This is a genomic window from Streptomyces sp. NPDC043726 (assembly GCF_056436565.1).
This window is the reverse complement of record NZ_JBWKCI010000021.1, coordinates 78,677-103,600: the sequence shown is the minus strand read 5'-3', so window position 1 is coordinate 103,600 and position 24,924 is coordinate 78,677. Positions and strand designations below refer to the sequence as shown.

At 68.7% G+C, this 24,924-nt stretch carries 24 protein-coding genes and 1 pseudogene; 17 read left to right on the top strand and 8 right to left on the bottom strand.

Going from position 1 to position 24,924, the window contains the following annotated elements; translation table 11 throughout:
- The 14 genes from AC068Z_RS39795 to AC068Z_RS39730 all read left to right on the top strand — a co-directional run bounded on the left by AC068Z_RS39795 (position 1) and on the right by AC068Z_RS39730 (position 13,560).
- Positions 1-708 carry an HAD family hydrolase gene (locus AC068Z_RS39795; RefSeq protein ID WP_478567761.1) on the top strand — a complete coding sequence of 236 codons (708 nt, stop codon included), beginning with the start codon at positions 1-3 and terminating at the stop codon, positions 706-708.
- A complete protein-coding gene (locus AC068Z_RS39790; RefSeq protein ID WP_478567758.1) occupies positions 705-2,558 on the top strand; it encodes a hypothetical protein in 1,854 nt (617 codons plus the stop codon). Before AC068Z_RS39795 ends, AC068Z_RS39790 begins: the two co-directional genes overlap by 4 nt.
- Positions 2,555-3,511, top strand: a complete 957-nt coding sequence (locus AC068Z_RS39785) for a thymidylate synthase (protein WP_478567755.1) — start codon at positions 2,555-2,557, stop codon at positions 3,509-3,511. The genes AC068Z_RS39790 and AC068Z_RS39785 overlap by 4 nt, the downstream gene beginning before the upstream one ends.
- Positions 3,512-3,519: 8 nt before the next feature.
- A complete protein-coding gene (locus AC068Z_RS39780) occupies positions 3,520-5,238 on the top strand; it encodes a carbamoyltransferase family protein (RefSeq protein WP_478567831.1) in 1,719 nt (572 codons plus the stop codon).
- Positions 5,235-6,287 carry a glycosyltransferase family protein gene (locus AC068Z_RS39775; RefSeq protein ID WP_478567752.1) on the top strand — a complete coding sequence of 351 codons (1,053 nt, stop codon included), beginning with the start codon at positions 5,235-5,237 and terminating at the stop codon, positions 6,285-6,287. Before AC068Z_RS39780 ends, AC068Z_RS39775 begins: the two co-directional genes overlap by 4 nt.
- A 96-nt stretch (positions 6,288-6,383) precedes the next feature.
- Positions 6,384-6,896 carry a P-loop NTPase family protein gene (locus AC068Z_RS39770; RefSeq protein WP_478567749.1) on the top strand — a complete coding sequence of 171 codons (513 nt, stop codon included), beginning with the start codon at positions 6,384-6,386 and terminating at the stop codon, positions 6,894-6,896.
- Between the two features lie 31 nt (positions 6,897-6,927).
- Positions 6,928-7,773 (top strand): class I SAM-dependent methyltransferase, encoded by an 846-nt coding sequence (locus AC068Z_RS39765; protein ID WP_478567746.1) that lies wholly within the window; start codon positions 6,928-6,930, stop codon positions 7,771-7,773.
- On the top strand, positions 7,770-8,531 hold the full coding sequence (locus AC068Z_RS39760; protein WP_478567743.1) for a phosphotransferase: 762 nt from the start codon (positions 7,770-7,772) through the stop codon (positions 8,529-8,531). Before AC068Z_RS39765 ends, AC068Z_RS39760 begins: the two co-directional genes overlap by 4 nt.
- Entirely contained in the window at positions 8,528-9,184 is a 657-nt protein-coding gene (locus tag AC068Z_RS39755) for a histidine phosphatase family protein (protein WP_478567740.1), read from the top strand. Before AC068Z_RS39760 ends, AC068Z_RS39755 begins: the two co-directional genes overlap by 4 nt.
- The gene (locus tag AC068Z_RS39750; protein WP_478567737.1) at positions 9,181-10,017 is read left to right on the top strand and encodes a phosphotransferase; all 837 of its coding nucleotides are present in this window, start codon (positions 9,181-9,183) and stop codon (positions 10,015-10,017) included. Before AC068Z_RS39755 ends, AC068Z_RS39750 begins: the two co-directional genes overlap by 4 nt.
- Before the next feature lie 30 nt (positions 10,018-10,047).
- Positions 10,048-11,049 carry an NAD-dependent epimerase/dehydratase family protein gene (locus tag AC068Z_RS39745; RefSeq protein WP_478567734.1) on the top strand — a complete coding sequence of 334 codons (1,002 nt, stop codon included), beginning with the start codon at positions 10,048-10,050 and terminating at the stop codon, positions 11,047-11,049.
- Positions 11,050-11,074: 25 nt separating this feature from the next.
- Positions 11,075-12,196 carry an adenosylhomocysteinase gene (locus tag AC068Z_RS39740; RefSeq protein WP_478567731.1) on the top strand — a complete coding sequence of 374 codons (1,122 nt, stop codon included), beginning with the start codon at positions 11,075-11,077 and terminating at the stop codon, positions 12,194-12,196.
- Between the two features lie 4 nt (positions 12,197-12,200).
- Positions 12,201-12,767: an NUDIX hydrolase gene (locus AC068Z_RS39735; protein ID WP_478567728.1), complete on the top strand. Its 567-nt coding sequence runs from the start codon at positions 12,201-12,203 to the stop codon at positions 12,765-12,767.
- A gap of 22 nt (positions 12,768-12,789) precedes the next feature.
- Positions 12,790-13,560, top strand: coding sequence for a 3-deoxy-manno-octulosonate cytidylyltransferase (locus AC068Z_RS39730; protein ID WP_478567725.1), 771 nt, complete (start codon positions 12,790-12,792; stop codon positions 13,558-13,560).
- Between the two features lie 649 nt (positions 13,561-14,209).
- On the opposite strand, the gene AC068Z_RS39725 is transcribed toward AC068Z_RS39730, so the two are convergent.
- The 5 genes and pseudogenes from AC068Z_RS39725 to AC068Z_RS39705 form a co-directional block, all read right to left on the bottom strand.
- On the bottom strand, positions 14,210-15,502 hold the full coding sequence (locus tag AC068Z_RS39725; protein ID WP_478567828.1) for an IS256 family transposase: 1,293 nt from the start codon (positions 15,500-15,502) through the stop codon (positions 14,210-14,212).
- 38 nt (positions 15,503-15,540) lie between these two features.
- Positions 15,541-15,969, bottom strand: a complete 429-nt coding sequence (locus tag AC068Z_RS39720) for an RHS repeat-associated core domain-containing protein (protein ID WP_478567722.1) — start codon at positions 15,967-15,969, stop codon at positions 15,541-15,543.
- Positions 15,970-16,126: 157 nt separating this feature from the next.
- The gene (locus AC068Z_RS39715; RefSeq protein ID WP_478567719.1) at positions 16,127-16,678 is read right to left on the bottom strand and encodes an IS3 family transposase; all 552 of its coding nucleotides are present in this window, start codon (positions 16,676-16,678) and stop codon (positions 16,127-16,129) included.
- 43 nt (positions 16,679-16,721) lie between these two features.
- Positions 16,722-16,919, bottom strand: a pseudogene (locus AC068Z_RS39710) (IS3 family transposase); the annotation flags it as partial.
- 98 nt (positions 16,920-17,017) lie between these two features.
- Positions 17,018-17,323, bottom strand: coding sequence for a transposase (locus AC068Z_RS39705; protein WP_478567716.1), 306 nt, complete (start codon positions 17,321-17,323; stop codon positions 17,018-17,020).
- Between the two features lie 81 nt (positions 17,324-17,404).
- Between AC068Z_RS39705 and AC068Z_RS39700 the strand changes: the two genes are divergently transcribed.
- Entirely contained in the window at positions 17,405-17,650 is a 246-nt protein-coding gene (locus AC068Z_RS39700; protein WP_478567714.1) for a DUF6207 family protein, read from the top strand.
- 768 nt (positions 17,651-18,418) lie between these two features.
- A complete protein-coding gene (locus AC068Z_RS39695; protein ID WP_478567825.1) occupies positions 18,419-19,609 on the top strand; it encodes an IS110 family RNA-guided transposase in 1,191 nt (396 codons plus the stop codon).
- A gap of 80 nt (positions 19,610-19,689) precedes the next feature.
- Here AC068Z_RS39695 and AC068Z_RS39690 read toward each other — a convergent pair whose 3' ends face one another.
- The 3 genes from AC068Z_RS39690 to AC068Z_RS39680 all read right to left on the bottom strand — a co-directional run bounded on the left by AC068Z_RS39690 (position 19,690) and on the right by AC068Z_RS39680 (position 24,270).
- Entirely contained in the window at positions 19,690-22,893 is a 3,204-nt protein-coding gene (locus AC068Z_RS39690; protein ID WP_478567711.1) for an RHS repeat-associated core domain-containing protein, read from the bottom strand.
- A gap of 596 nt (positions 22,894-23,489) precedes the next feature.
- Positions 23,490-23,663, bottom strand: coding sequence for a hypothetical protein (locus tag AC068Z_RS39685; RefSeq protein WP_478567708.1), 174 nt, complete (start codon positions 23,661-23,663; stop codon positions 23,490-23,492).
- Between the two features lie 283 nt (positions 23,664-23,946).
- Entirely contained in the window at positions 23,947-24,270 is a 324-nt protein-coding gene (locus AC068Z_RS39680) for a hypothetical protein (RefSeq protein WP_478567705.1), read from the bottom strand.
- A 230-nt stretch (positions 24,271-24,500) separates the two neighbouring features.
- On the opposite strand from AC068Z_RS39680, the gene AC068Z_RS39675 reads away from it, so the two are divergent.
- Positions 24,501-24,917 carry a hypothetical protein gene (locus tag AC068Z_RS39675; RefSeq protein WP_478567702.1) on the top strand — a complete coding sequence of 139 codons (417 nt, stop codon included), beginning with the start codon at positions 24,501-24,503 and terminating at the stop codon, positions 24,915-24,917.
- Positions 24,918-24,924 lie beyond the last annotated feature (7 nt).

Sequence of the window (24,924 nt, the reverse complement as noted above, 5' to 3'; positions counted from 1 at the left end):
ATGCGATCCCGGATGATGCCCTTACCTGCGCCGTCCTCCGGCGGCACGAGGCTGGACCGCGACGCCGAAGCCGTACGTGTGCTGCTGCTCGACCTGGACGGCGTGCTCGTCGACACCCGCCCGGTCATGGAGAGCGCGTGGCACCGGGTCCGCGAAGACCACGGCCTCGACGTGCCGTTCCAGGAGTACGAGCGCCACCTGGGCCGGCCTTTCGCCGACATCATGGAGCAGCTCGGGCTCGCGGACGTCGAGCCGATCCACCAGACCTACTCGAAGGCGTCGACTGCCGCCTCTCATCTCGCCCGACAGTTCGATGGCGTCACTGAGGTCCTGCACGCCTTCGCCGTTGCCGACTGGCGGCTGGGGATCGTGACGTCCAAGCCGTTGGACCGAGCTACTCCTCTCCTGGCCCAGCTCGGCGTCCCATTGGCCACTGTGCGCACCCCTAACGGGGTGGGGCGGGGCAAACCCGCACCGGACCCGATCCTGCTCGCCCTGATCGATCTCGGCGCCGACCCGGCTGATGCGCTGTACGTCGGGGACATGGCGGTCGACCAGGAGGCGGCCCGCCGTGCCGGAGTCTCCTACGTGCACGCGGGCTGGGGGTACGGCACTCCGAGCGCCCCGGCCCCCGTCGTTGCCGAATCGCCGAAGGACCTGCTGCGGCTTCTGGACACCGGGCCGCTCCTCGAAGGGAGCCTGGTATGACGCCGCCCAAGGGCAACGCCCTCGGCTTCACCCGGGCTGAATCCGACGGCCAGCCCCTGTGGGCGCTGGTCGGCGAGGGCGCACTCACCACCATGAAATCCGACCGGATCACCGTGTCCGAACTGGAGGCCCTGCCGTTCGACACCGGCCAAGCGGAAGCGCGGATCGACCAGGTGATGGAGGCCCTCGAAGCGTACGGCGCTGACCTCGCGAGGACGCCAGGTGGCGCAGGATGGTTGTACGTCCAGCACGTGCCGACGCGGCGCCTGGTGGCACAGGTTGTACGCAAGCTGGCGGCGCTCAGCGCCTGGGAGCCGTTCGTCAAGGCCCCAGCTCCGCTGAGGCTCGCGCCGCACGAAGGACTCGTCGGGCTGCGGTCGAGCAGCTCGCGCGAGTACCGCTCGTACACCGTCACCTGGTCGGGCATCGCATACCTGCTCGGTGCCGCAGCCCCCCACAACCCGCTCCGTTCCGCGCAGTTACGCAACCTCTCTCCTCTGCCAATGGCCGCAGCAGTGCCGAGCCCGGCTCCCTCGGAGCTTCAAGCGAGCGAGGTGGTTGCGCTGTCGTGGTCGTCCCGTCACGCGGCCACTCTGCTGCCGGTGCTGGAGGAGCTGGCCAGGAACGGACGCCCGAGCCTCATGGTGGACCTGGCAACCGACCCAGCGGAGAGCTGCCCGGCTTCGGGCGTCGCGGGGGTGAACCTGTGCTCGCCGCCGACCGGTCTCTTCGAACTCTCCGGCGCCGTGGATGGTCTGAGGCTGCAGGACGACGGCTGCGTCGTTCGGGTCGACGAGCACGACGTTCGACTGGCTCGGCTGGTCCGGCTCGTGTCCGTGCTGCTGGAGACGAGCGGCGGGTGCACCCAGCCCTCGTGGCGATCCGTTGTCCGGGCGGAGACGTGGCTGGACGGCGTCCTCGACGCAACCCAACCGCACACCGTTCTGGTCAGCAACGACACCAGTCCGCTGGGCGTGCTCGGTGTGCATGTGGCAGAGCGCCATGGTGCGAACACGGTGCACGTCCAGCACGGGGCCTGGACGGCGGAGTCGGTCGCATGGCCCGCGTTGCACAGTCGCGACATCGTCGTCACGGGTGAACGGGATCTTCCTCTCGCGAAGGCGTGGGTGCGCCACGCTGACGCCGAAGTCCACGTCTTGGGCCAGCCCCGCTTCGACGCGCTCGCCGGTTTCGGCCGTGAAGCCCAGCGGCGCTATCTGGAGAATCTGCTGGCGGCCCGCCCACTGCGAGGCCCTGCCCATGTCGCCGTGTGGGCCTGCCAGCCCTTCGGCCCTGACCGGCTCAAAGCCCAGGCCGACCTTCTCCTGGACGGTCTGTGGAAGGCCGGCGGCGACTGGGGCCTCGTCATCGCGCCGCATCCGGCACAGAGCGTCGAAGTCTTCGCCCCCCTGCTCGAACGGGATGGCCGGCCGCTCGTGGCCGTGGCCGATCCCCGGGTCGGCGCTCGCGGCTGCCTCGCCGGTGCCGACGCTCTGGCGAGCGCCTATTCGACGTGCGGCATCGAAGCCGCGCTGGTGGGCGTTCCGGTGCTCGAACTCGGTTCGCCCGGCGAGCGCACGCTCGGGCTGTCCGACCACGGCCTCGCGCGGCGGTGCAGCACCGCCGATGACGTCGCCACCGCACTCGTCGCGCTGCGCGGTCCGCGCCGTCCAGTCGACCGGGCGGCGGCGGACGCGGTGTGCCGGTGGCGCGGCGACAGCGCCGCCCAGGTCGCACGCCTCATCATCCGCCGGGCCGACGGCCATGACACGCACTTCCACGACAACCACCGCGATGCCCACGGCACCGATTCCGGACTGCCGCAAGGCGAAGGAGTACCTGCCCGATGACACACCTGACCGCCGACAGCGTCGCCGAACTCTTCGTCGGCGCCGTCGCCCTGGCGAAGAGCGGCGAGAGGGTCAGCCCTCGCGGGATGGCAACCCGTGAGGTCCTCGACGTCCACATGCGGCTGACCCAGCCGCGGGCCCGCCTGCTGTACGCGCCGCCGGCACGCGTCATCAACCCCGCGTTCGCCGTGGCCGAGACCGTGTGGCACCTCTCCGGCTCGGACGAGTCGTGGATCTTCGACTACAACGCGCGCCTGCGCCAGTACGCCGACGACGGTGTTCTACGGGGCGCGTACGGCCCGCGGATGCGGAAGTGGGCCGGGAACGTGGATCAGTTGAGCCGCGTCGTCGAGATCCTCAAGGAGGATCCCGACTCTCGCAGGGCTCTGATCCAGCTCTACGATCCGGCCCAGGACGCCGTCGGGCACAAGGACGTGCCCTGCACGCTCGGCTTCGGCTTCCATCTGCGCGCCGGCCGCCTGCACATGTCGACCACGATGCGTGGTCAGGACGTCTGGATCGGTATGCCGTACGACCTGTTCTTCTACACCGTGCTGCATGAGTTGGTCGCGGGCTGGCTCGGTGCCGAGCTGGGCGAGTTCCACCACCACGTGGGATCGCTGCACGTCTACGAGAAACACCTCGACCAGGCCGAAGAGCTGACCTCGGTGACCGCGAGCGCGGTCATGCCGGACCTGACCACACCGTGGCGGAGCTTCGACGGCCTCCTCGACCAGGTCGAGGCCCAGGACGTCACCGGCCACCCGGGCTGGGACATGATGGCTGAGACGCTGCGCAGCTACCGCCTGTGGAAGGACGGCCTACGTGAACAGGCGTGGCGGGTGGCTGACAAGATCGACGGGCCGCTGGGGCAGGCGCTGACTGCCTGGTACGGCGAGCTGAACCGCCGTGTCCGTACCTCGGCCGCGCGCGAGACGGCGGGGACCCAGTGATGGCCGCCATGGACCGTGCGCCCTCGGTGATCCTCGGCCTGTGCTCGTACACGCACGACTCTTCCGCCGCTCTCATGGTGGACGGGGAGCTGATCGGCTTCGTCGAGGAGGAGCGGCTCTCCCAGCAGAAGCACACCAAGGACTACCCCCGCCACGCCATCGACTGGCTTCTGGGAGAGGCCGGGCTCACCGACGCCGCGGTCGACGCCGTCGCCTACAACTTCCAGCCCGCCCGCTACCTGGCCGAGTCTCCGGCCGCCCTGCGCCTGGCACTCTCGGCGACGACGCGCCAGCGGGCTCTGCCAAGGGCGAGGGGATTCGCCAAGGTGGCGCTACGTACCCAGCTCCGCACCCGCACCCTCGGTCGGCAATTCCCCGCCGCCCGCGTCTGCCCCGTCCTGCACCACCGCGCCCACCAGCTGGCGGCCTTCGCCACCTCCGGCTGGAACAAGTCCGCCGTTCTCGTCGTCGACAGCCTCGGCGAGCGACAGACCACGACCATCGCCCACGGACACGACGCGCTGCACCCCTCCACCCGCACCCTGGAGGCAATCAACGACCCTGCCTCTCTGGGCTACGTGTACGGAGCGGTCACCGAGCACCTCGGCTGGCGGCGCGGTGACGAGGAAGGCACCGTGATGGCACTCGCTGCCCTCGGCGACCCGGAGCGATTCCGGCACCTCTTCGCCCGTGCCGTGCGCACCACACCCACGGGCTTCGTGGTGGACCCCGCCTACTTCCCGCCGCGCGTGTTGATCTCGGGCTACCCGCGGATCTCCCGCCGCTTCATCGCCGAGACGTGCCGCGAGCGCCATCCGAGCGAGCCGCTCCAAGACGTCCACCGGGATCTGGCGGCCGCGCTCCAGGAGCGCACCGAGCAGGTGATGCTGCACCTGGCCCGCCGGGCCCGGATGATCACCGGGTCGCGCCGTCTGTGCGTCGGCGGCGAAGTCGCCACGAACTGCGTGAGCATCGGCCGGATCATCGACGACGGCATCTTCGACGAGGTCTTCGTCCCACCCGCCCCCGGCGACGCCGGCACCGCGATCGGGGCCGCCATCGCCGTGCACACCGCCAGCCGCAGCCGGCGACCAGTGTCCGGCGTCGCGCGGGCCTGCTACCTCGGCCCGTCGTACCAGGACCAGGCCCTCGACCTCACGCCGTGGCCCAGGCTCCAACAGAAGACGCTGGGCATCGAGACCGCCGAGTTCCTCGCCGACCAGCTCGCCCACGGCATGATCGTCGGCCTCTTCCAAAACCGGGTCGAGGCCGGTCCACGCGCCCTGGGGAACCGCTCGATCCTCGCCTCCCCGCTGGAGCCCGGCATCATCGAACAGCTGAACGCCACCGTGAAGTTCCGGGAGCCGTTCCGTCCCTTCGCCCCCATGGTCCTGGCCGAACGCGCCGAGGAGTTCTTCACCCTCGGCCAGGAGGCGCCGTACATGTCGATGGCGTCCGGCGTGACCGACAAGGCGCGCGAGCGCCTGCCGGCCATCGTGCACGCCAACGGTACCTCTCGTCTTCAGACCGTCACCCGGTCACAGAACCCGTTCATGCACGACGTGCTCAGCGCCTTCGCCCGCCGCACCGGGGTGCCGGTCCTGATCAACACCTCGCTCAACGTCAAGGGCAAGCCGATCTGCGGGACACCGGAGATGGCCCTTGACTGCCTGGTCGAGTCCGGACTGGACGCCCTACTGCTGGAAGGCCGGTGGATCACCAAGTGAAGATCGGATACAGCTTCTGGGGATTCCTCGGCAATGGGATCACCGACACCCCGGACGGGGGCCGCAGCCACCGCCGCCCGCTGGTCGACGCCCTCCTCGGTCGCGGCCACGAGATCGTCTTCTTGCAGGCCAACCGCGACCTGATCGAGGCCGACGACGACCTGAGCAACGCCTACACCTTCCACAGCGGCAACCCGGACATCGACGTGCTCTTCCTGGAGTGGCGCTGGGCGATCGACGGGCGCAACACCACTCCGTGCGGCGTCGAGGGTCACACCTGCGACCTGCACCGCCAGGCCGAGCTGGTCACCTGGTACACCGTGCGGCGGGAGACGCCGACCGTGATCTGGGACAAGGACCGCCAACTCCGGCCCGACAGCATGTGGCGGCGTGTCCAGCGGACCGCTGTGTGCGAAGCCGCCCTCGAACCGACGCCCGGCGCCCACCGGCTGCTCTTCCCCGTCGACGACCGTCTGCTCGCCAAGGCGGACCCGCTCGCGCTCTCCAAGAAGCCCCGAGACCTCATCCTCGGCTACGTCGGCAACCAATACGACCGCGACGAACACTTCGACCGCTTCTTCGCGCCGGCCGCCGCCCTCTTCGATCACCTGGTCGGGGGCAAGTGGACCAAGACCAGCCGCTGGCCGCACGTCCGGTTCCTCGGCAGGCTCCCCTTCGAGGCGGTGCACGCCGTCTACGGCAGGTCGCTGGCGACCATCCTCATGCTCCCCGAGAGGTATGCCGCCGTCGGACAGATGACGCAGCGGATCTTCGAGGCAGTGCTCGCCGGCTGCCTGCCGCTCGCCCCGGCGGACATCCGCCACGTCGACCAGTTCATGCCCGCGGAGCTGATCGTGCGCTCAGGCCAGGAGGCCGTCGAGCGGCTCTCGTATCTCCGGCAGATCGTCGGCACCCAGCAGCACGCGGAGCTGATCGGGGCCTGCCTGGACCGCCTGGACCTGTTCCGACTGAGCAGGCAGGTCGCTGCTCTGGAGGCCGTCCTCGACGCCGCCGTCAATCCCGTCGCGGCAGAGCGGGGGGCAGCGTAATGCAGCTGACCATCCAGGCCATGGGGTCTGGATCATCCGAACGTGTCGGGACGGCCGGTCTGACCGGGCGGCCGAGCGCCTCTAGGCTGGAGCATCATGAAGAAGGTCGCCATCGTCGGCTGCGGAGGCAGCGGAAAGTCGTACGTGGCTCGCGAGCTGGGCAGGATTCTCGCCGCCCCGGTGACGCACCTGGACGCCGCGTTCTACGACGACGAGTGGAACGAGCTGCCCAGGGAGAAGTTCGCCGCGCTGCAGCGGGAGCTGGTCGCGCGGCCGGCGTGGGTGATCGACGGGAACTACAACTCGACGTTGCAGATTCGGCTCGAAGCCTGCGACACGGTGGTCCTGATGGACGTCTCGACAGTGTCGGCGCTGTACGGGATCTTCTCCCGGCAGATCCGGCACGGAGCCGGGCACAAGGGCAACGGGGTGCACAACCGCATCCACTGGGGCGTGATCAAGTACGTGGCGACGTACCGCCGCAAAATGCGCCCGCGCGTGATGTCCAAGATCGAGGAGTTCGCTTCGGGTCGTGCCGACGTGGTGCTGCTGTCAAACCGGCGGCAGACGCGCCGCTGGTTGCGGAAGGTCGCCGCCGAGCACAGCTGAGCGCTCCGCGCCCCCGAGGGGAGGGTGCTGCATGAGCGGCACCAACCCCTTCCTGGACCCCGCGCGCCAGGCGGAGCTGTACGGCCACGCCTCTCGGCTCGCTGGCAGGTCCAACGCCTTGATGCGGGCGAAGACCACCGGGTCCCCCGTACCGGACAGGATCGTCGGGCTGGTGCGCGCCCACCACGAGCGGCCGGACTGTCTCGGCCTGGTCTTGGACCTTGGCTGCGGGCGCGGCACGAGCAGCCTGACCTTCGCCCAGGAGCTACGGCCCCGGCGCGTCGTGGGCCTAGACGCCGCGTCGGCCTTGATCCAGCAGGCGCTCCACAGGGTCCGGCGGATGCCCGGCCTCCCGGTGAGCTTCCTTCATGACGACTTTCACTGTCTCCCGGTGGCCGCCGGCTCGTGCGACGTCGTCGTCGCCGCGTTCTGCTTGTACCACTCACCGCGCCCGCAGACCGTGGTCGCGGAAATCGACCGGGCGCTGGCGCCGGGAGGGCTGTCCGTGCTCGTCACGAAAGGGCTCGACAGCTACCGAGAGATGGACCAGCTGGTCGCTGCCGCCGGCCTCGATCCTCGAGCCGAGGAGCACGAGAGCCTGTACGTCTCGGCGCACAGCGGGAACCTCGCCGCGCTGGCCGCCATGTCGCTCGACGTACTCGCCGTGGAGGACGAAGAGCACACCTTCACCTTCGACGGCCACGACCATGTGGCCGAGTACCTTGCCACCAACCCCAAGTACGACCTCGCGCCCGGCCTGTACGGGAATCCGGGCGCGCTCGCGGCCTCTCTGCACGAGTTCGTGCCGGACCTGCCCCTCACAACCAAGTCTCTAGTCACCTTCGTCGTGGCCCGGTCGCGGGGAGGCAGGCCGTGACCGTCCGCCGCTTCACCAAGCACTACGCGACCCCCGGCAAGGTGGCGTCGGCCGCCCGTCACCACGCCTGGCTCGCCGAGCACGCACGGCCTCTGCGTCTGCCGGTGCTGACGGTAGCCGGGCCGACCAGCCTCACGTACGAGTGGATCGACGGCCGCTCGGCCCGGCCCGAGGACCTTCTGACCCTGGCCGGGCTGCTGGGCGACGCCCACGGGGCCGCCTGGACCAGCGATCTCCGGCCGACCTCGCTGAACACGCCGCACTGCTTCCAGGACGGCACCGTGTTCGGCGACTACGTCGCTCCCCGGCAGGCCGCCTTGCGGAGGAGGCTGGACCAGGGCTACCTGCCGGACCGGGTTGCTCTCCACACGATGCTGACGCTGCTGGAGAAGACCGCCGAGGGGCCAACTGCGTTCTACAAGGACAGCAACCCCCGGAACTTCATCATCACCGAGGCCGGTGACATCTACACCGTCGACACCGACGACCTCACTCTCGCCCCGATGGCGTACGACCTGGCGAAACTGATCGCGACGCTGATCCTGACGTACGGGCCTCTGCCGACCGACTCGGTCAACGCGAGCCTGCACGCGTACAACGAGGCCGCCGAACGGCACGACGCCCGGCTCGGCGCCACGGATCGCGAGCGGCTCGACGACTTCCTCGCCCTGCACGCCGTCCTGACCGCCCCGTACATCGGCCACAACGGCTACCACCACAGCGGGGCACCCCACCCCTGCCCCGGAGGTTCCGCATGATCACCACCGAGCTCGTCTTCGTCCGCCACGGCGAGGCTCAGTGCAACGTCGATGGCCTGGTCGGAGGCCCGCGAACCTGCAGCGGGCTGACCAACCGCGGATATGCGCAGGTCAAACGGGGGGCACTCCGACTCGCCGCAGAGCACCGCGACAAGCCGTTCGACGTGCTGTACGCCGGCCCGCGCATCCGCCTGCGTCAGACAGGCGAGATCATCAGCCAGGCCCTCAGGATCCCCCTGTCCGTGGACGACCGCCTCGACGGTCCCGACCACGGCGCCGCCGACGGGCAGCCCTGGACCGAGGTGAAGACCGCCGCCGATGGCGGGCCGCACGCCCACCCCGACAGGCCCTGGGCGGCCGGATCCGACACCTGGAACGGCTACCTGGAGCGGGCTGGTCGCTTCCTGCGGGAACTCATCGACCAACATGAGGGCGAACGCGTCCTGTTCGCCGTGCACGGCGAGACCGTGATCGTGGCCCACACCCTGCTCCTGGGGATCCCGCTCGGTGCCCCTGCCGGATTCACGATCTCCCACGGCTCCATCACCCGCTGGCAGCACCACCTCAACCGCCTTGGACAGAGACGGTGGATGCTCGACCGCCACAACGACACCGAGCACCTGGCCGCCTTAGCACGGGAGGCCGCTTCGTGATCGCGCTGTCCGACGACCCGCGCCTGAGCCTGGCCCGAGGCGCGCTGGGAGCGGTCCGGATCGTGCACGATCCGATGCTCCCACCGCGCGTCCTGCGCCTGGTCAGCCGCCACGGCGAAGAGTTCTTCGCCAAGCAGCACAGCGAACGCGGCCGGTACCTCCGGGAGCTCCACGCCTATCTCGCCTGGGCATCCCACCTGATCGGCCACGTCCCCCGCGTGGTGGGCCGACAGGACAGGACGTGCACCCTGCTGCTCACCGCCGTTCCCGGCGTACGGGCGGACACGGTCGCACCAGGGTCGCCCGAGGAGGAAGAGGCCCACTACGAGGCCGGACACGTGCTGGGCAAGCTGCACCACGCCACCTCGGTACCGCGTACCGGTGCCGTCGGCACGGAACTCGCCCAGCGGCTGCGCGACTGGACCGCCCGCGCCGACCGGGCCGACCTCGTCTCCACAGTCGAACGCGACCGCCTGAGCCACCACGCGGGCGTCCTGGCGAACACGCTCATGGACAGCGCCGTGTGCCACCTCGACTACCAGCCGCGAAACTGGATCCTCGGCGACGCGCTCGGGCTGTGCGACTTCGAGCACATGCGCCGCGACGCCCGCATCCGTGACTTCGCCCGGCTCGAATTCCGCCGCTGGCAGGCCGCCCCCAACCTCCGCACGGCCTTCTTCGCCGGATACGGAAAGCCACTGAACGACACCGAACAGCGGCTGCTGGACTCCTTCGGAGCCATCGAGGCCGTCACCGCCCTCGTCCGCGGGCACGAGCAGGACGACCTCGCCCTGAGTACCCACGGCCGCACCGTTCTCGCCCGGCTCCCCTGAACGACCTCTCCCCGGATTCTGGAGACCTCCGTGTCACAGCTCTTGTCCCACCTGACCACCGCCGTACCCCGTCGAGCAGTGGTGACCGGTGCCGCCGGCTTCATCGGCTCCCACCTCGCGCACGCCCTTGTCCAGGCCGGCGCCGTCGTCATCGGTGTCGACCGGCGCGATCCGGCCACCGATGCCACGGCCGCGGCCAACCTCGCCGTCCTGCAGGGCCTCCCCGGCTACATGCATGTCACTGGGGACCTCCTGAACTGCGCGATCGAGCCGGTGCTCGTCGACGCGAACACCGTCTTCCACTTGTCGGGCATCCCCGGAGTACGCCCCTCCTGGGGACCGAAGTTCAGCGAGTACGTCGCCTCCAACGTCCTCGCCACCCACCGCGTCATGGAAGCCGCCGCCCGGATGGGCGTCCCCCGGCTCGTGGTGGCCTCCTCCTCCAGCGTCTACGGCCCCACCGACGGCGGTCCGAGCGTCGAGACCGACCGGCCCCAGCCGGCCTCCCCGTACGCGGTCACGAAACTCGCCGAGGAGCAGCTCTGCCTCGCGCACGCCGCCCAGGCCCACTGCCCCACCAGCGTCGTGGCCCTGCGGTACTTCACGGTCTACGGCCCCCGGCAGCGCCCCGACATGTTCACGCACCGCGCCCTCAAGGCCGCCCTCACCGGCCAACCGCTGCGCCTGTACGGGGACGGCCACCAGCGTCGGGACTTCACGTACATCGACGACGTGGTCGCCGCGACCATCGCCGCGGCCACCACCCCAACGGCCAACGGCGTCGTCAACGTGGGAGGCGGTTCGAGCGCCTCCCTGCTCGAAGTGATCAACATCGCGAACAGCCTCACGGGGCGCGAGATCCAGGTTCACCAGGAGAACCCGCGCAGCGGCGACGTCCTCACGACCCGCGCCAACCCCGGCCGAGCCCACGAGGTCCTGGGCTGGCAGCCCCAGATCGACCTCCCCAACGGCATGCGAGCCCAGATGCAGGCACTGGCCGCCGAGCCCGCCGCGTACGGCCACGCGGCATAACTAGCGGGCACGATGAGGAGTTGCAGTGGAGAGTCCTGAGAAGGCGCGGCTGGATGCCTTCTTCCAGCAGATCACGACACAATTCGCCGCCGGCGACCCCGTTACCACACTGGTCATCACGCACCTGCTGCCCGAGCGGCCGGCGTTCCTCCGCGCGATGGCCGCAACGTCCACGGTCGCCGCCGTCCTGCCCAAGCCCAGGTCCGTCGACCAGCCGACGCTAGAGCAGGTCCGACGCTCCTTCACCGTCCATGACCTCAGCCGAGGGTTGTTCGCCGACTCGACCAGGGCTTTGGAGTTCCTGGAGGACACGGCCGGCGGCCGGAACGTCGTCATGGTGGACATCGGCGGCTACTTCGCTCCGTGTCTCGACACCCTGGTAGAGAAGTTCTCCGGCCGCGTCCTCGGCGTCGTCGAGGACACCGAGAACGGACACCAGAGGTACGCGGCACTCGACCACCTGCCCTGTCCCGTCGTCTCGGTGGCCCGCTCCCCGCTGAAGGACTGCGAGGACCATCTCGTGGGCCGGTCCATCGTCTTCTCGACCGACGCCCTCGTACGCGCCCGCGGCGACATCCTGACCAGCCGAAACGCCTGCGTCATCGGGTTCGGTAAGGTCGGCCGGGCCATCGCGCAGACCCTCCGCGCCCAGGACCTGCGCGTCACCGTGCACGACACCGATCCGGTCAAGAGGGTGCAGGCACACTCCCAAGGCTTCCGTACGAGCACATCGACGGTCGAGGCGCTCAGAGACGCGGAACTCGTCCTGTGCGCCACCGGCAACCTCGCCCTACGCCAAGGCGACTTCTCCGCCCTGCGCAACGGGGCGTACGTCGCCTCGGTGACGTCTTCGGAGGACGAACTCGAACTGGGCAGCCTCCACGGCCTCTACCAGCGAACCCCGGTCGGCGAGCATCTGACGCGTTACGAGATCACCGGCCACTACTTCTACGTCCTCGCGGACGGCGGTGCCGTCAACTTCGTGCACGGCGCCGCCGTCGGCGCATACATCCATCTCGTCCAGGCCGAGATACTCGCCGCCGCGGCGGCCCTCAGCCAAGGCCGCTTCCAGCCCGGCCTCCACGACATGCCCGCGACTGATCGCCAGGCCATCGCCAGGGTCTGGTTCGACTACTTCAACAGGTGATCCCATGGCACCGTCCCCCGACCACATCCGCTCCACCGTCGAGGCATACCTCACCCGCTACCCGTCCGAACGCGATGCCCTGGCTGCGCTCTTCGACGCTCTCGCCGGCCTGAACGATCCGACCAGCCGCAAGACCTTCCCCACGCACGTGACCTGCAGCGCCATCGTCATCGACAGCAGCAGCCGGGTACTGCACATCCAGCACAACGCAACGGGCAAGGCCCTCGCGCCCGGCGGCCACAATGAACCGGGCGACCAGAGCCTTCCCCGCGCCGCCCTACGCGAGCTGTCCGAGGAAACCGGCATCCCTCACGACGCCGTCGTCCCCCTCCCGGGCTTCGAGACCGTGCCCCTGGACATCGACGTACACGGCATCGCCGCCAACCCCGCGAAGGGCGAGCCGGAGCACCAGCATGTGGACTTCCGCTGGGCCTTCCTCCTCCGGGCGCAACACGCGGTGACGCTCCAGACCGAAGAAGTCAGCGGCTTCGAGTGGCGGTCCTTCGAGGACACCGCCTCTCCCACCGTCCGCGCCAAGCTGGCCCTTCTCCCCCGCCCCATTCCTTCCTGACACCCAGCGACGGGAGTCCGCCGTGGCCGCCACCACAGCCGCACCGCCGAGCACATCGCCCCGCCACCACATTGCCGTCATCCCCTGCCGCTGGGGAGCCTCCCGGTTTCCGGGAAAGCCCCTGGCGCAGTTGGGGGGCAAGCCGCTGCTGTGGCACGTCCATCAGCGCTGCCTGGAGGCGAAGCGCCTCGATGGCGTGGTCGTCGCCACCGATGACGAGCGCATCGAGGAGGCGTGCCACGCACTGGGCATCGAGTGCGTGCGCACCGGCGAACACCGCACCGGCACCGACCGGGTCGCGGAGTGTGCGGAGCACCTGCCCGCCGACGCGTACATCAACGTCCAGGGCGACGAGCCGTTCATCTCGCCCGCCGCGATCGACACCGTCTCCGAAGCTCTGGAGCACCTGGCACCCGGGACGCTCGCGGTGAACGCGTACACGGGGCTGGAAGACGTGGGTGCCGTCCTGGACCACAACGTCGTCAAGGTCGTCGTCGGTGCACAGCACGACGCCCTGATGTTCTCCCGGCAGCCCATCCCCTATCCGCGAGGAGACAGGCCGAGCTATCTGCGGCAGCTCGGGCTCTACGGCTTCACAGGAACGGCCCTCAGCCTCTTCCGGCAGCTGCCCCAAGGGCCGCTCGAGCGAGCCGAAGGCGTGGAGATGCTGCGCTTCGTCGAACACGGCCACGGAATTCGGATGCTCGCCGTCGAGGACGAGGGCATGGCGATCGACACGCCTGAAGACCTCGCGAGGGCCACCTTGCTTCTTGCTTCTCAATCGGTCCGGTGAGCGGTGCAGTTGCCGTGCCGAGAGTCGCCGCGCCAAGGTCCTGCCGGCCCGGTGCTCCCGGCTAGCCGGTGAACGAAGCCACCACCGTCACGCATCGAAAGGCCATACGCCGGAGCAGCGGCAACCTCGGCGTTTTGGCCACCACGGTTCAGAGCGTGCCTCTTTGTGCCGCACGGGTCGGTGCATCGCACACGCTCCGCCGCGCGCTCTGTCGCACGGTTCGAAGCCCGTCCGAAACACAGGTGTTCGAAATTCCGGCGCAGTCGTTGAGCCCCATGTCCCAGCCGCGACGAAGGGGGAGCCACGTTGACCACGTCCGATACTCACGAGCAGCAGGACACCGCGCCGCCGTTTCCACCACCGGCGGAGATCACCTACAGCGGGCCAGGTGATCACTGGAGTCTCGGCCGCCGCTCTGCTGACCGCGACCGCCGAGGCCATGCAACCGATCCTCTCCGACGGCGCCGTCGCCGACCGGCTGCACAGTGCCCTGCCCTCCCTGCTGGCGGTAGCGACGGCCGCCGCACTCGGCCGTGTCGCGGGCTCGGTGGCCACGTATGCCGAACGGCGGATCACTGGGTCTGTCAAACGAGCGGCCCTGTCTCAACATTCGGGTCTGTCAAACGAGCGGTGTAACCAGGGTTGACGGTTACTGACGGGCTGAGGAGAGGCGGCCGTCGAAGGTGATGTCGAAGGCATTCAGCGCGGTCTTCCAGCGCATGGTCCAGCGGGCCTGGCCCTTGCCCGTGGGGTCCAGCGACATGATCGCCATGTAGACGCACTTCAACGCGGCCTGCTCGTTCGGGAAGTGCCCGCGGGCCTTGACCGCCCGACGGATACGGGCGTTGACCGACTCGATCGCGTTCGTCGTGCAGACGATGCGACGGATCTCGGTGTCGAACCGCAGGAATGGAGTGAACTCCTCCCAGGCGTTCTCCCACAGCTTCACGATCGCCGAGTATTTCCGGCCCCAGGCGTCGGCGAACTCGGCGAACCTGTCCAGGGCGGCCTCCTCAGTGGGCGCCGTATAGACGGGCTTCAGAAGCTTGGCGATCTTGTCCCAGTCCTGGCGGGCGGCATAGCGGAAAGAGTTCCGCAGCAGGTGCACCACGCAGGTCTGCACGATCGTCCGCGGCCAAACCGTCTCCACCGCCTCGGGCAGGCCCTTGAGTCCGTCACAGACCAGCATCAGCACATCGCTCACGCCGCGGTTCTTGATCTCGGTGAGGATATGCAGCCAGTGTTTGGCGCCCTCGCCGCCGTCACCGGCCCACAGCCCCAAGATCTCCCGCCGGCCGTCGGTGGTCACGGCCAAAGCCACGTAGATGGGCCGGTTGGCCACCGCACCGTCGCGGATCTTCACGTGGATGGCATCGACGAAGACCACCGGATAGACAGCGTCGAGGGGACGGCTCTGCCATTCGGCCATGCCCTCCAACACCTTGTCGGTGATGGTGGAGATGGTCTGCCGGGAGACCTCGGCGCCATAGACCTCGGCCAGGTGCGCCTGCACCTCGCCGGTGGTCAGGCCCTTCGCGGCCAGCGAGATGACCATCTCGTCGACGCCGGTCAGGCGCTTCTGCCGCTTCTTGACGATCTGTGGTTCGAAGGAGCCGTCGCGATCGCGGGGCACGGTTATCTCCACCGGTCCGACATCGGTCAGGACGGTCTTGGAGCGTTTGCCGTTGCGGGAGTTGCCACCGTTCTTGCCGGCCGGGTCGTGCTTGTCATAGCCGAGGTGGTCGGTGATCTCGCCCTCCAGGGCGGACTCCAGCAGCCGCTTGGTCAGCTGCTGCAGCAGCCCGCCCTCGCCGGTCAGCTGCAGACCCTCGGCCTGGGCCCGGCCCACCAGCTCGTCGATCAACTGGTCGTCCACAGCCTTTGCCCGCACAGCATCCACGGGCTCGACAGCCTCGGATCCGGACACGTTCTCACTGGTCATCGATGCATCTTCCATGATCGGGAGTTACACCGAACGTCTTACAGTCCCACTCCTGTCGCTCCCTTGTTGATCTTCTTCTTCACGTCCTTCGGTGCGCACACCACGCCGCCGACTGCCTTCCCAAGGGTGTTGTCGCAGAAGCCCAGTCCAGAGGGATCAACGCTGTTGACCGGGTCCCCGCCCGCGTAGAGGTAGGGGTTGGTTTCCTGGCCGCTGGGGTCGGATTGGGTGAAGCGGCCGAGTTGGGGGTCGTAGTAGCGGTGGCCCATCTTGTACAGGCCGGTCGGGTCGGCGTAGGTGCCGCTGTAGCGGTAAGGCTGGGAGACCGCTTCGGTGGTAGTGCCGCGGGGCAGGCCGGTGGGGCCGTAGGCATAGGTGTGGGTGCGCTTGCCCGCATCGTCGACCAGGCCGAGGACGTTGCCGGTGGCGTCGGTGAGGTAGTAGTAGGACTTGCCCCCAGTCGTCATGGAGTTCAAGGTGCCCGCAGGTTCGCGGATGAATCCGGTGTCCACGCCGCTGGTCGTCGTGGACGCGAGCCCGAGGGCGGTGTGGTGGAACCACGTCGAACCCAGCTTCGTGCGCTCGGCGTTGTGAAGTTTCCCCGTGATGCTGGACACTCGATGCTTACGCTGCGAGGGCGTGTACTTGTTCGTGTCGCTGCCGGGTCTCCAGCGGTGTGAGGTGGCCCCAGACTGATTGCCTTCGCAGCCGCTTGCGGTTGTAGAAGATCTCGATGAAGGTGAAGATCTCAGCGCGGGCAGTGGTCCGGTCGGGCCAGCGGCGGGTGCCGATCTCCGCTTTCAGCAGCGCGAAGAAGCTCTCGGCGGCGGCATTTTCGTAGCACGAGCCGGTTCGTCCCATGCTCTGCTGCAGTCCCAACCGGCCTATCTCCCGATGGAGTTCGTCAGCGGTGTACTCCGCTCCGCGGTCCGAGTGCAAGATGCAGCCGGGCTGGAGGTCGCTGCGACCGGCGGCCATCGCCAGTGCGTCGACCACCAGGGATGCGCGGTGGTGGCCGGCCATCGAGTAGCCGACAACCTCGCGGGTCGCCAGGTCCAGCCAGGTCGCCAAGTACAGCCAGCCCTCGTCGGTGGGGATGTAGGTGATGTCCCCGACCAGCTTCCGGCCCGCGGCGTCGGCTGTGAAGTCGCGGCCGATGAGGTCGTGAGCGGGCACCGCCTTCTTCGCGGGGGCGGGTCAGCGACCGGCGCTTACGCCGGGTGACCCCGGTGATGTCGCGCTCACGCATGACCCGCTCCACTCGCTTGCGATTGACCCGCCGGTCCAGCCTGCGCAGTTCGGCATGGATGCGCGGCACCCCGTAGGTGCACCGGGAGGCGATGTGCAAGACGGTGATCTCGTAGGCCAGGGCGTCGTCGGCGGCCCGGCGGGCGGCGCGGGTCTGCGCGCCGGCCATCCAGGCGTAGAAGGAGGAGCGGGACACCTTCAGCAGCCGGCACAACAGAGCGACTGGGTGGGTGGTCTTCTCCGCCTCGATGAACGCGTATACGTCGATCATCGATCGCTCTCCTTCGCGAAGAAGACCGCCGCTTTTCGCAGCACCTCGATCGTCTCGGCTTGCTCACGGTTCTGCCGCCGCAGCCGACGCAGTTCCTCCCGCTCCGCGCTCGTGAGCTCGCCAGGTGTCCCCTGCCCGCGGTCGACCGCGTCCTGCTTGACCCAGTTCCGCAGGCCCTCGGCGCTGACCCCGATCTCCCGGGCCACCTCGGTGACGGTCCTGCCGGAGGAGCGGACCAGCGCGACCGCGTCGCGCTTGAACTCCTCCGAGTACCGCCTGCTGCGGTTGCTCTTGCTTCCCACCTGGCACTACTTCCTCTGGAACCTCACGTCCCAGTCTCCAGGTGTCCAACATCAAGGGGAAGCTTCATTGCTCGTGCCGGCGTGGACCAGGTCGTAGCTCTTGCCGCCGGTGGCGATGCCGGAGAGCTGGCTGTAGTCGGTCCAGGTCTCGTTGATGCGGGCGGTGGTGGCGACGCGGCCGCCGATGACGCGACCGCCTTCGCCGTCCAGGAGTTGCTCGCCGCGCGGTGCGCCCTCGCGCCGGCGGACCGTACGACCCGGGAGCATGACGAGCCGGGCGTGCGGCTGCGGTTCTTCCTGGACCTTCACCAGGACGCCGACGCGTAGGTTCGCGGCGGGTGTCGGCCTTCTCGTGCCGCGCGACGACCGGGGAGGCAGGTCAGCGCGCTGACCTGCCATGGTCGGGTCCTGGTCGAGGTGTCCTGCACCGTGGTCGGGTCTGCAGTCCCGTATCAGTGGAGGAGCGCGCGAAGGCCGCCGGTGTCGTTGCCGTGCCGATCCATCTGATGCCCCTCGTGCCGATCGTCTTCCCGGACGTCGAGTCGGCGAGATCGCCGTCTTCCGGGACACAGCCAGTCAGCTACTCCGGAGGCCTCGGGGGCGGAGGTGGGGGAGGCGGAGGTGATGAAGGCGAAGGCGAATGTGAAGCGGCCTTCGGGTGACGAGCCAACAGCAAGGGAAACAGGAAACCCGTCACCCCTCCCGCGACTGCACCGATCGCGCCGACGATCACAAAGTCCCAGCCAAGGCCGTCGTCAAACAACTGCGGCGGTCCGGCCACGATAAACCCGAAAATGCTCGTGCCAAGTGCCCCGCGCCAACGCCGTCGTGCGCTGTAAGAGTTCCTCTTCATGAGGCATGCCCTACCTTTCAGGTGGGTTCGAAATGATCATTTGTAAGATCAGGAGGGCCCAGGGGCTCTGGGCATGGCTTATGAGGTTGAGACCGTCAGATGGCTCAAGGAGCTTGGCCACCCGGAGCCCCGCGACGACTCGACCGCCAATTGGGAGATGCGACTCGATCGCTGTGTAGGGCAACGTCGGCGAGGTCGTCTGCTGGGCTGTGAGAGCACGCGACGAGCTGGCGGAGGTGACCGTGCCCCGGATATGGGCCGGAGTGGACATCGGCAAGGAACATCACCACTGCGTGGTGATCGGCCAGGACGGCGAACGGCTGCTGTCCCGCCGGGTCCTGAATGACGAATCGGCCCTGCTGGAACTGCTTGGCGACGTCCTGTCCCTCGACACTGATGTTGTGTGGGCTGTCGACCTCAACGGCGGCGGTGCCGCCCTGCTGATCGGTCTGCTGCTGAGCCACGACCAGCCGATAGTCTACATCACCGGCCTGACCGTGCACCGCGCCTCCGCCTCCTACCGCGGCGAGGGCAAGACGGATGCCAAGGACGCCTTCATCATCGCCGACCAGGCCCGCATGCGCCGCGATCTCGGCCCGCTGCGGCCCGGCGACGAAGTCGCCGTCGACCTGCGCACTCTGACCACCCGCCGCACCGACCTCGTAGCCGACCGCACTCGCCAGATTAACCGGCTCCGCGCTCAACTGCTGGAGATCTTCCCAGCGTTGGAACGGTCGCTGGACCTGACCAACAAGGGCCCTGTCGTCCTGCTTACGGGCTACCAGACACCGGCCGCGATCCGACGCGGCGGGGCCAAGCGGATCGAGACGTGGCTGCGCAACCGCAAGGTCCGAGGTGCCGCCACGCTGGCCGGGACAGCGGTGGAGGCGGCCGAGGCCCAGCGCACGTCCCTTCCTGGAGAGATGCTGGCCGCCGCCATGGTGGTCCGCCTCGCGAAGGCGGTGATGGCCCTCGACGAGGAGATCGCCGAAGTGGATGCCCTCATCGAGGCCCGGTTTCGCGAGCATCCGCACGCCGAGGTGATCCTCAGCCTGCCCGGCATGGGCAAGACGATGGGCGCCGTGTTCATCGCGGCCACCGGCGGCGACATGGATGCTTTCGGTAGTGCCGACCGGCTTGCTGGCTTCGCCGGCCTGGCTCCTGCCCCGCGTGACTCCGGCCGCGTCAGCGGCAACCTCCGCAGACCACGCCGCTTCCACCGCGGCCTTCTCAACGCGATGTACCTCTCCGCACTTTCCAGCCTGAAGAGCTGCCCGGCCTCGAAGGCGTTCTACGCGCGCAAGCGCGCCGAAGGCAAGGGACACAAGCAGGCACTGCTGGCGCTCGCGCGCCGCCGCCTGAACGTCCTGTGGGCCATGATCCGCGACGGAGCGTGCTACCAAGCCACACCACCTGTCACGGCAGCCGCTTGACATCAGCATTGGGAAGCTCCTTTTCTGCGTGCTCAGGGGCCGTGCGGCATGCCGCACGGCCCCCAACCGCACGGGGTCCGTTATCTCAAGACACGTCCCAGCCACGGGCTTGCTGGGCTGGCGCCGAGAGCCCCCCACAAGAGGCCGTTCGTGAAAGCATCCGTCCGGTCCTCGTTGTTTCCTCCGGTGAGAGCAGATCCGATGGATGCCCCGGAGCCTGCGCCCAGACCAACAAGCGCTGCTCCAGCCACGACACATCCAATGCCTGTCGAGCAGAGCGTGGCCGTGGCTGCCACTCCGAGAGCACCCCCAACGAACCCTCCGACCCCCTCGCCAATGTCCGGTAGCCCGAACAGCCCAGACGGATCGCTGTTGTTGATGGGGTCGCCGCTGGCGTAGAGGTAGGGGTTGGTTTCCTGGCCGCTGGGGTCGGGTTGGGTGAAGCGGCCGAGTTGGGGGGCGTAGTAGCGGTGGCCCATCTTGTACAGGCCGGTCGGGTCGGCGTAGGTGCCGCTGTAGCGGTAAGGCTGGGAGACCTCTTCGGTGGTAGTGCCGCGGGGCAGGCCGGTGGGGCCGTAGGCATAGGTGTGGGTGCGCTTGCCCGCATCGTCGACCAGGCCGAGGACGTTGCCGGTGGCGTCGGTGAGGTAGTAGTAGGACTTGCCCCCAGTCGTCATGGAGTTCAAGGTGCCCGCAGGTTTGCGGATGAATCCGGTGTCGGTGCCGTTGGTCGTGGTGGAGGCGAGTCCCACGGCGGTGTGGTGGAACCAGGTCGGGCCCAGCTTGGTGCGCTCGGCGTTGCTGGTGCCGGCGTGGACGAGGTCGTAGCTTGTGCCGCCGGTGGTGACGCCGGACAGCTGGCTGTGGTCGGTCCAGGTCTCGTTGGTGCGGGCGGTGGCCGCGACGCGGCCGCCGGCGGTTTCGTTGCCGGTCTTGTCGTAGGACCAGGGGGTGGCCGAGCCGGTCTGGGAGGTGAGCTGGCTGGCGTCGTTGTAGGTGAACACCGAGCTGCCCGGGCAGGCGGCCGCCTGCCCGTCCTGGCTGGTGAGGTTGCCGGCCTTGTCGAAGCAGTACAGCCACGACGCAGTCCGCGTACCGGCGGAGTCGGTCTCCAGCGCGTAGGAGAGGCGTTCTTGGGAGTCGTAGGTGTAGGACGTCTTTCGGCCGGTGAGGTTGTCGGTGCGGGTGCGGATCTTGGTGGTGTCCTTGCCCGCGCTGGCGTAGCTGTAGGCGAGGTCGATCAGCGTCGTTGTGCCCGAAGTGGCCTTGACGGCCGAGGGGCGGCCGTTCTTGTCGATCGTGACCGACTGTGTGGTGCCGCCGGGGTAGACGGTCTTGGTGCGCTTGTCGTTGTTGTTGTAGTCGAAGTCGGTCTTCTTGCCTGCGGGGTCGGTGAGGTAGTCCAGGCGGCCGGCCTTGTCCCAGGTGTAGTCGGTGGTGCCGGTCGGGTCGGTGTAGTGGTCGACGTCGCCGCCGGGGGTGTAGGCGAGCGCGGTCTGGGCGCCGCTCTGCAGGGTGCGTACGCTCTCGCGGTTAAGCTTGTCGTAGTCCCACACGGTGGTGCCGGAAGCGTCGGTGCGGGTCTTGACGTTTCCGTCGCCGTCGTAGGTGTAGGTGACCGTGGCGTTGGTGGACGACAACTTCGTGACGCGGTCGCGGTTGTCGTGGTCGTAGACCGTCTTGATGCCGCGTCCGTCGGTGACGGTCTTAACCCGGCCCAGCGCGTCGTAGGTGTAGAGGGTCTCCCCCAGCGGCGCCGGCGGGGTGACCCTGGACAGGTTGCCGTCGCTGTCGTAGGTGAAGGAGGTGACCTTGCCCCGTCCGTCCTTGGCCGTGCAGCGCTGGCCCTCGAAACCGCCGCAGGCCGGTGTCGAGGGGTTGTAGGTGTAGGAGCGGGTGGCGCCGGCAGTGCCGGACGTCGTCACCGACAGGGTGTTGCCGTTGGTGTCGTAGGAGAAAGTGTCCTTACGGCCGTCTGCGCTGGTGAAGTCGTTTGGCAGGTCGGTGCCCGCGATGGTCTGGTACGCGGTGACCGACGCGGTCGCGCCCATCGGCAGCTTCTGCGAGACGGCGTTGTTGCGGGCGTCCCAGCCGTAGGTGGTGGTGTTGCCGCCCGTGCCGTCCGCACCTGTGCCCATCGCATCGATCGCCGTCTGCGTCAGGTGGTTGGTGTAGGTGGCGTGGCGAGAGTGACCGAGCGCGTCGGTGACCTTCGTGACCTCACCGTCCGCGTTGTGGACGTACTGGGTCGCGTCGCCGTCCGGGTCGGTGACCGTCGTGGTGCCCGCATCCGACGGCGTGGTGGCCGTGTAGTCGTAGCGCCAGGTCGGACCCGTGGACCCGGTCAGGCGCTGCATCGAGGTGACACGGTTGTGGCCGTCGTAGGTGAACAGCGTGATGGTGCCCTCGGCGGTGGTGACCTTCGTCAGGCGGCGTGAGGAGTCGTAGCCGTACGTCGTGGCCTTGCCGTTGGTGTCGGTGACCTTCGCCAGGTTGCCCGCCGCATCCAGGTCGAACACGGCCGTGCGGCCGGTGTGGTCCTTGGCCTGCCACTGGCTGGCGTTCGTCTTCAGCAAGTCGACCCAGCGGCCCGAGCGGGTCTCGGTCAGCTTGAAGCCCTTGTGCTCGGTGCCTTCGTCGTGCTGGTCGACGGTGATCGTGCCCTTGTTCCTGTCGGTGACCTTCGTCAGCGTGCCGAACTCGTTGTAGGTGTCCTTGCTGCCGCTCTTGCGGTCGGTCAGGGTGTAGGTGCCGTCCGCGTTCTTCTTCAGGTCCTTGGAGTAGCCGGCCGGCGTGGTGTAGCCGCCGGCGGACGTCTCCTTGAACCGCAGGGCCTCGCCGGTCGCGTCGTAGACGACCACCTCACCGTCGCCGGCCTGGAGGTAACGCTCATACCCTTGCCACCAGCGCTGCGACACCTTCCCCCACGGTGCTTCCAGGGAGTTGTAGGTGCGGGCCAGCTGCAGCTTCTGACCCACCCCGGCGATGTCGAAGTCAGTCGCAGCAAGCATCAGGTTGCCGTTGGAGACATTCACCCGCGCCACCAGCGCGTCGTTCAGCCGCGTGTCGATCAGGCGGTGCCAGGGCACATCGCCCTGCCCCTCCGGCACGAAGGCAGCAGCTACTTCCTGCGCGGCAGCCGTCGCCCGGGAGGAAGAGGCGGCCTCGTCCTTGCCGGTGACGCGGGCCTTCTGCGCCGCCCGCCACGCCGCCACCTCAGCCGAAACCTCGGCCTCCGCCTTCGACTCCGGCGCCTTCGTCGACCCGGCCGGCGTCGCCGGCACCTCGACCTTCGTCGGCCGCGTCCACGCACTCTCCGGCTCCGGTAACTCCGGCGTGGGCGGCGCCGCCAGGCCCGGTGCCGCCGCGAGCACCACAGCAGCGGTCGTGAGCGCGGACAGGACAGCAGCAGCTCTGTGTGTTCTTCGGGCACGCCACAGCGACGTGCTTCCCGCACGTGAATGCATCAGCTTCCCCCACGGAAGACAGACAGACAGTCAGAACCAGTGACCCATTCGGTCACCTCGGCCACACAACCTGTCACAAGAAGCACACAAAACGACGAGCCGTTCCCCGCAACTCCCGTCTCATGCGAGTCGGAATCAGCCCCACCCCTTCAACGGGACGAAGACCTGCATACCGCAGCAACTCACCGCCACAGCACGAGGAATCAACCCTTCCATTGCAATCCCGGAGGATCACACTGGCTGGAACCCTGCAACCACCGTCGACACAGCACGCGGCCAGCTCCCCGCCCCATGCGCCCGCCGCACCACGAGTCATGAACTGGGTAGCGAAGCAACCGAACCGCGTGTGCCACGGCGGCACAGACCACCGGCCCCCAGGCAGACCACCGTCGCGGACGGCTTGCCTGCCCCTGTCAGCGGCCTGCCGGCTCGGGGTAGCGCTCGCGGCGCCGGTACGGGTCGTCGACACCGGCCTCGTACCAGGACTCGCCTCGCTGGAGCCGGGACAGGGTGTTCACCCTCACCCACACCGCGACGGCGATGCCCTTCACGTCGTCGGCGAGCACCTTCAGGCGGTCGTCGAGCAAATGCTCCTCCTTGCCCCCCCCAGGACCAGGCGCGGGTGCGCTCCGGGCGCGCGCGAGAGTGCCGGGCATCGTCGGGTGCGGCGCGCCGGGGTGCGGTGGCGCACCATCGCGATGCGCGCCACGGTGGAGTCCATCGTCATCCGGCGCGCCGGAGAGAGTCCACTCAGCGAAGTCCACCGGGTGGAGCCCACTGAGTGAAGGCCAACCAATAGCGTGCATCGCCACTGGATGCTGAACGTCGTGGGCCCCACTCGGTGGACGATGCCCGGCATCGTCACCCCAGTCATGCGGTGGAGTGCCGCACCCCGGACAGGGCGCGGGCATCGCAGCGCGCGGCCGCATTGCCGATCCGGTTCTGCCGGGAGCGGGGCCGTCGCGACTGCGCGGCGGCGAGGCGGCGCTTCCCGGCTTCCTGAAGCCGCTTCCGCTGCTTGAGCAGCTCCTTCTTCTTCGGCTTCCGGGGCCGCTTCCAGATCGGCTGCCACCCCAGGGGGTCCTCGGGCTCGGGCTCCTGGTCCTCGTCGAGCGCGGCGGCCATCTGCGCGCGGGCCGCGCGGGCGTGGGCGAGGACCTTTTCGCGGCTAAGCTGTTCTTCCGGGGTGTTCACCCGACTCCTCCTTGACTCCGGCCCGGCGTGTGCTGGCCTGATCTTCGTGAACCCGCTGCTCGGCTTCGAGGGCAACGGCGACGTCCAGCACGAGGTCCTGGAGGCGCTGCGCAGAGGCGCACCGGAGGGGCGTTCCCGGAGTTGAAGGCACCGCCGGCGCCGCGGAGCGTGCAACTGGAACTCTTGGCCGACGACGAGGACGATGAAGAGGTCGACGAAGAGGGGCGGGCATGCTGATCCAGGCAAGCGCCGGTTTCGGAATGCTGTACCGGCTGGATCTCACCAAAGCCGCAATGGACCTGCTGAGTGCGCTCATCGAGCGCCAGGAGCCCGGCGGCGAAGTCAACGCCTCCCAGGCCGAGCTGGGTGCCCGGGTGGGCCTGTCGCGGAACTCCGCGAACACGGCAATGGCGCTGCTGGAAAGCCGGAACCTGGTGCTGCGGCCGGTGGACCGCAAGTACCGCACCTACTACCTCCACCCCTACCTCGCCTCCTACGCCTCACAGGAGGAACTGGAGGAAGCCATCGAAGACGCTGCCGTACGCATCGCCGAGGGCGAGCTGCCCGACATCACCGCACCGCTGTACGAGGCCGCGCCGCCCAAACGCCACCCCCAGGGCCTCAAGCCCGTCCGGGTCGCCGGATAAGCCGCCT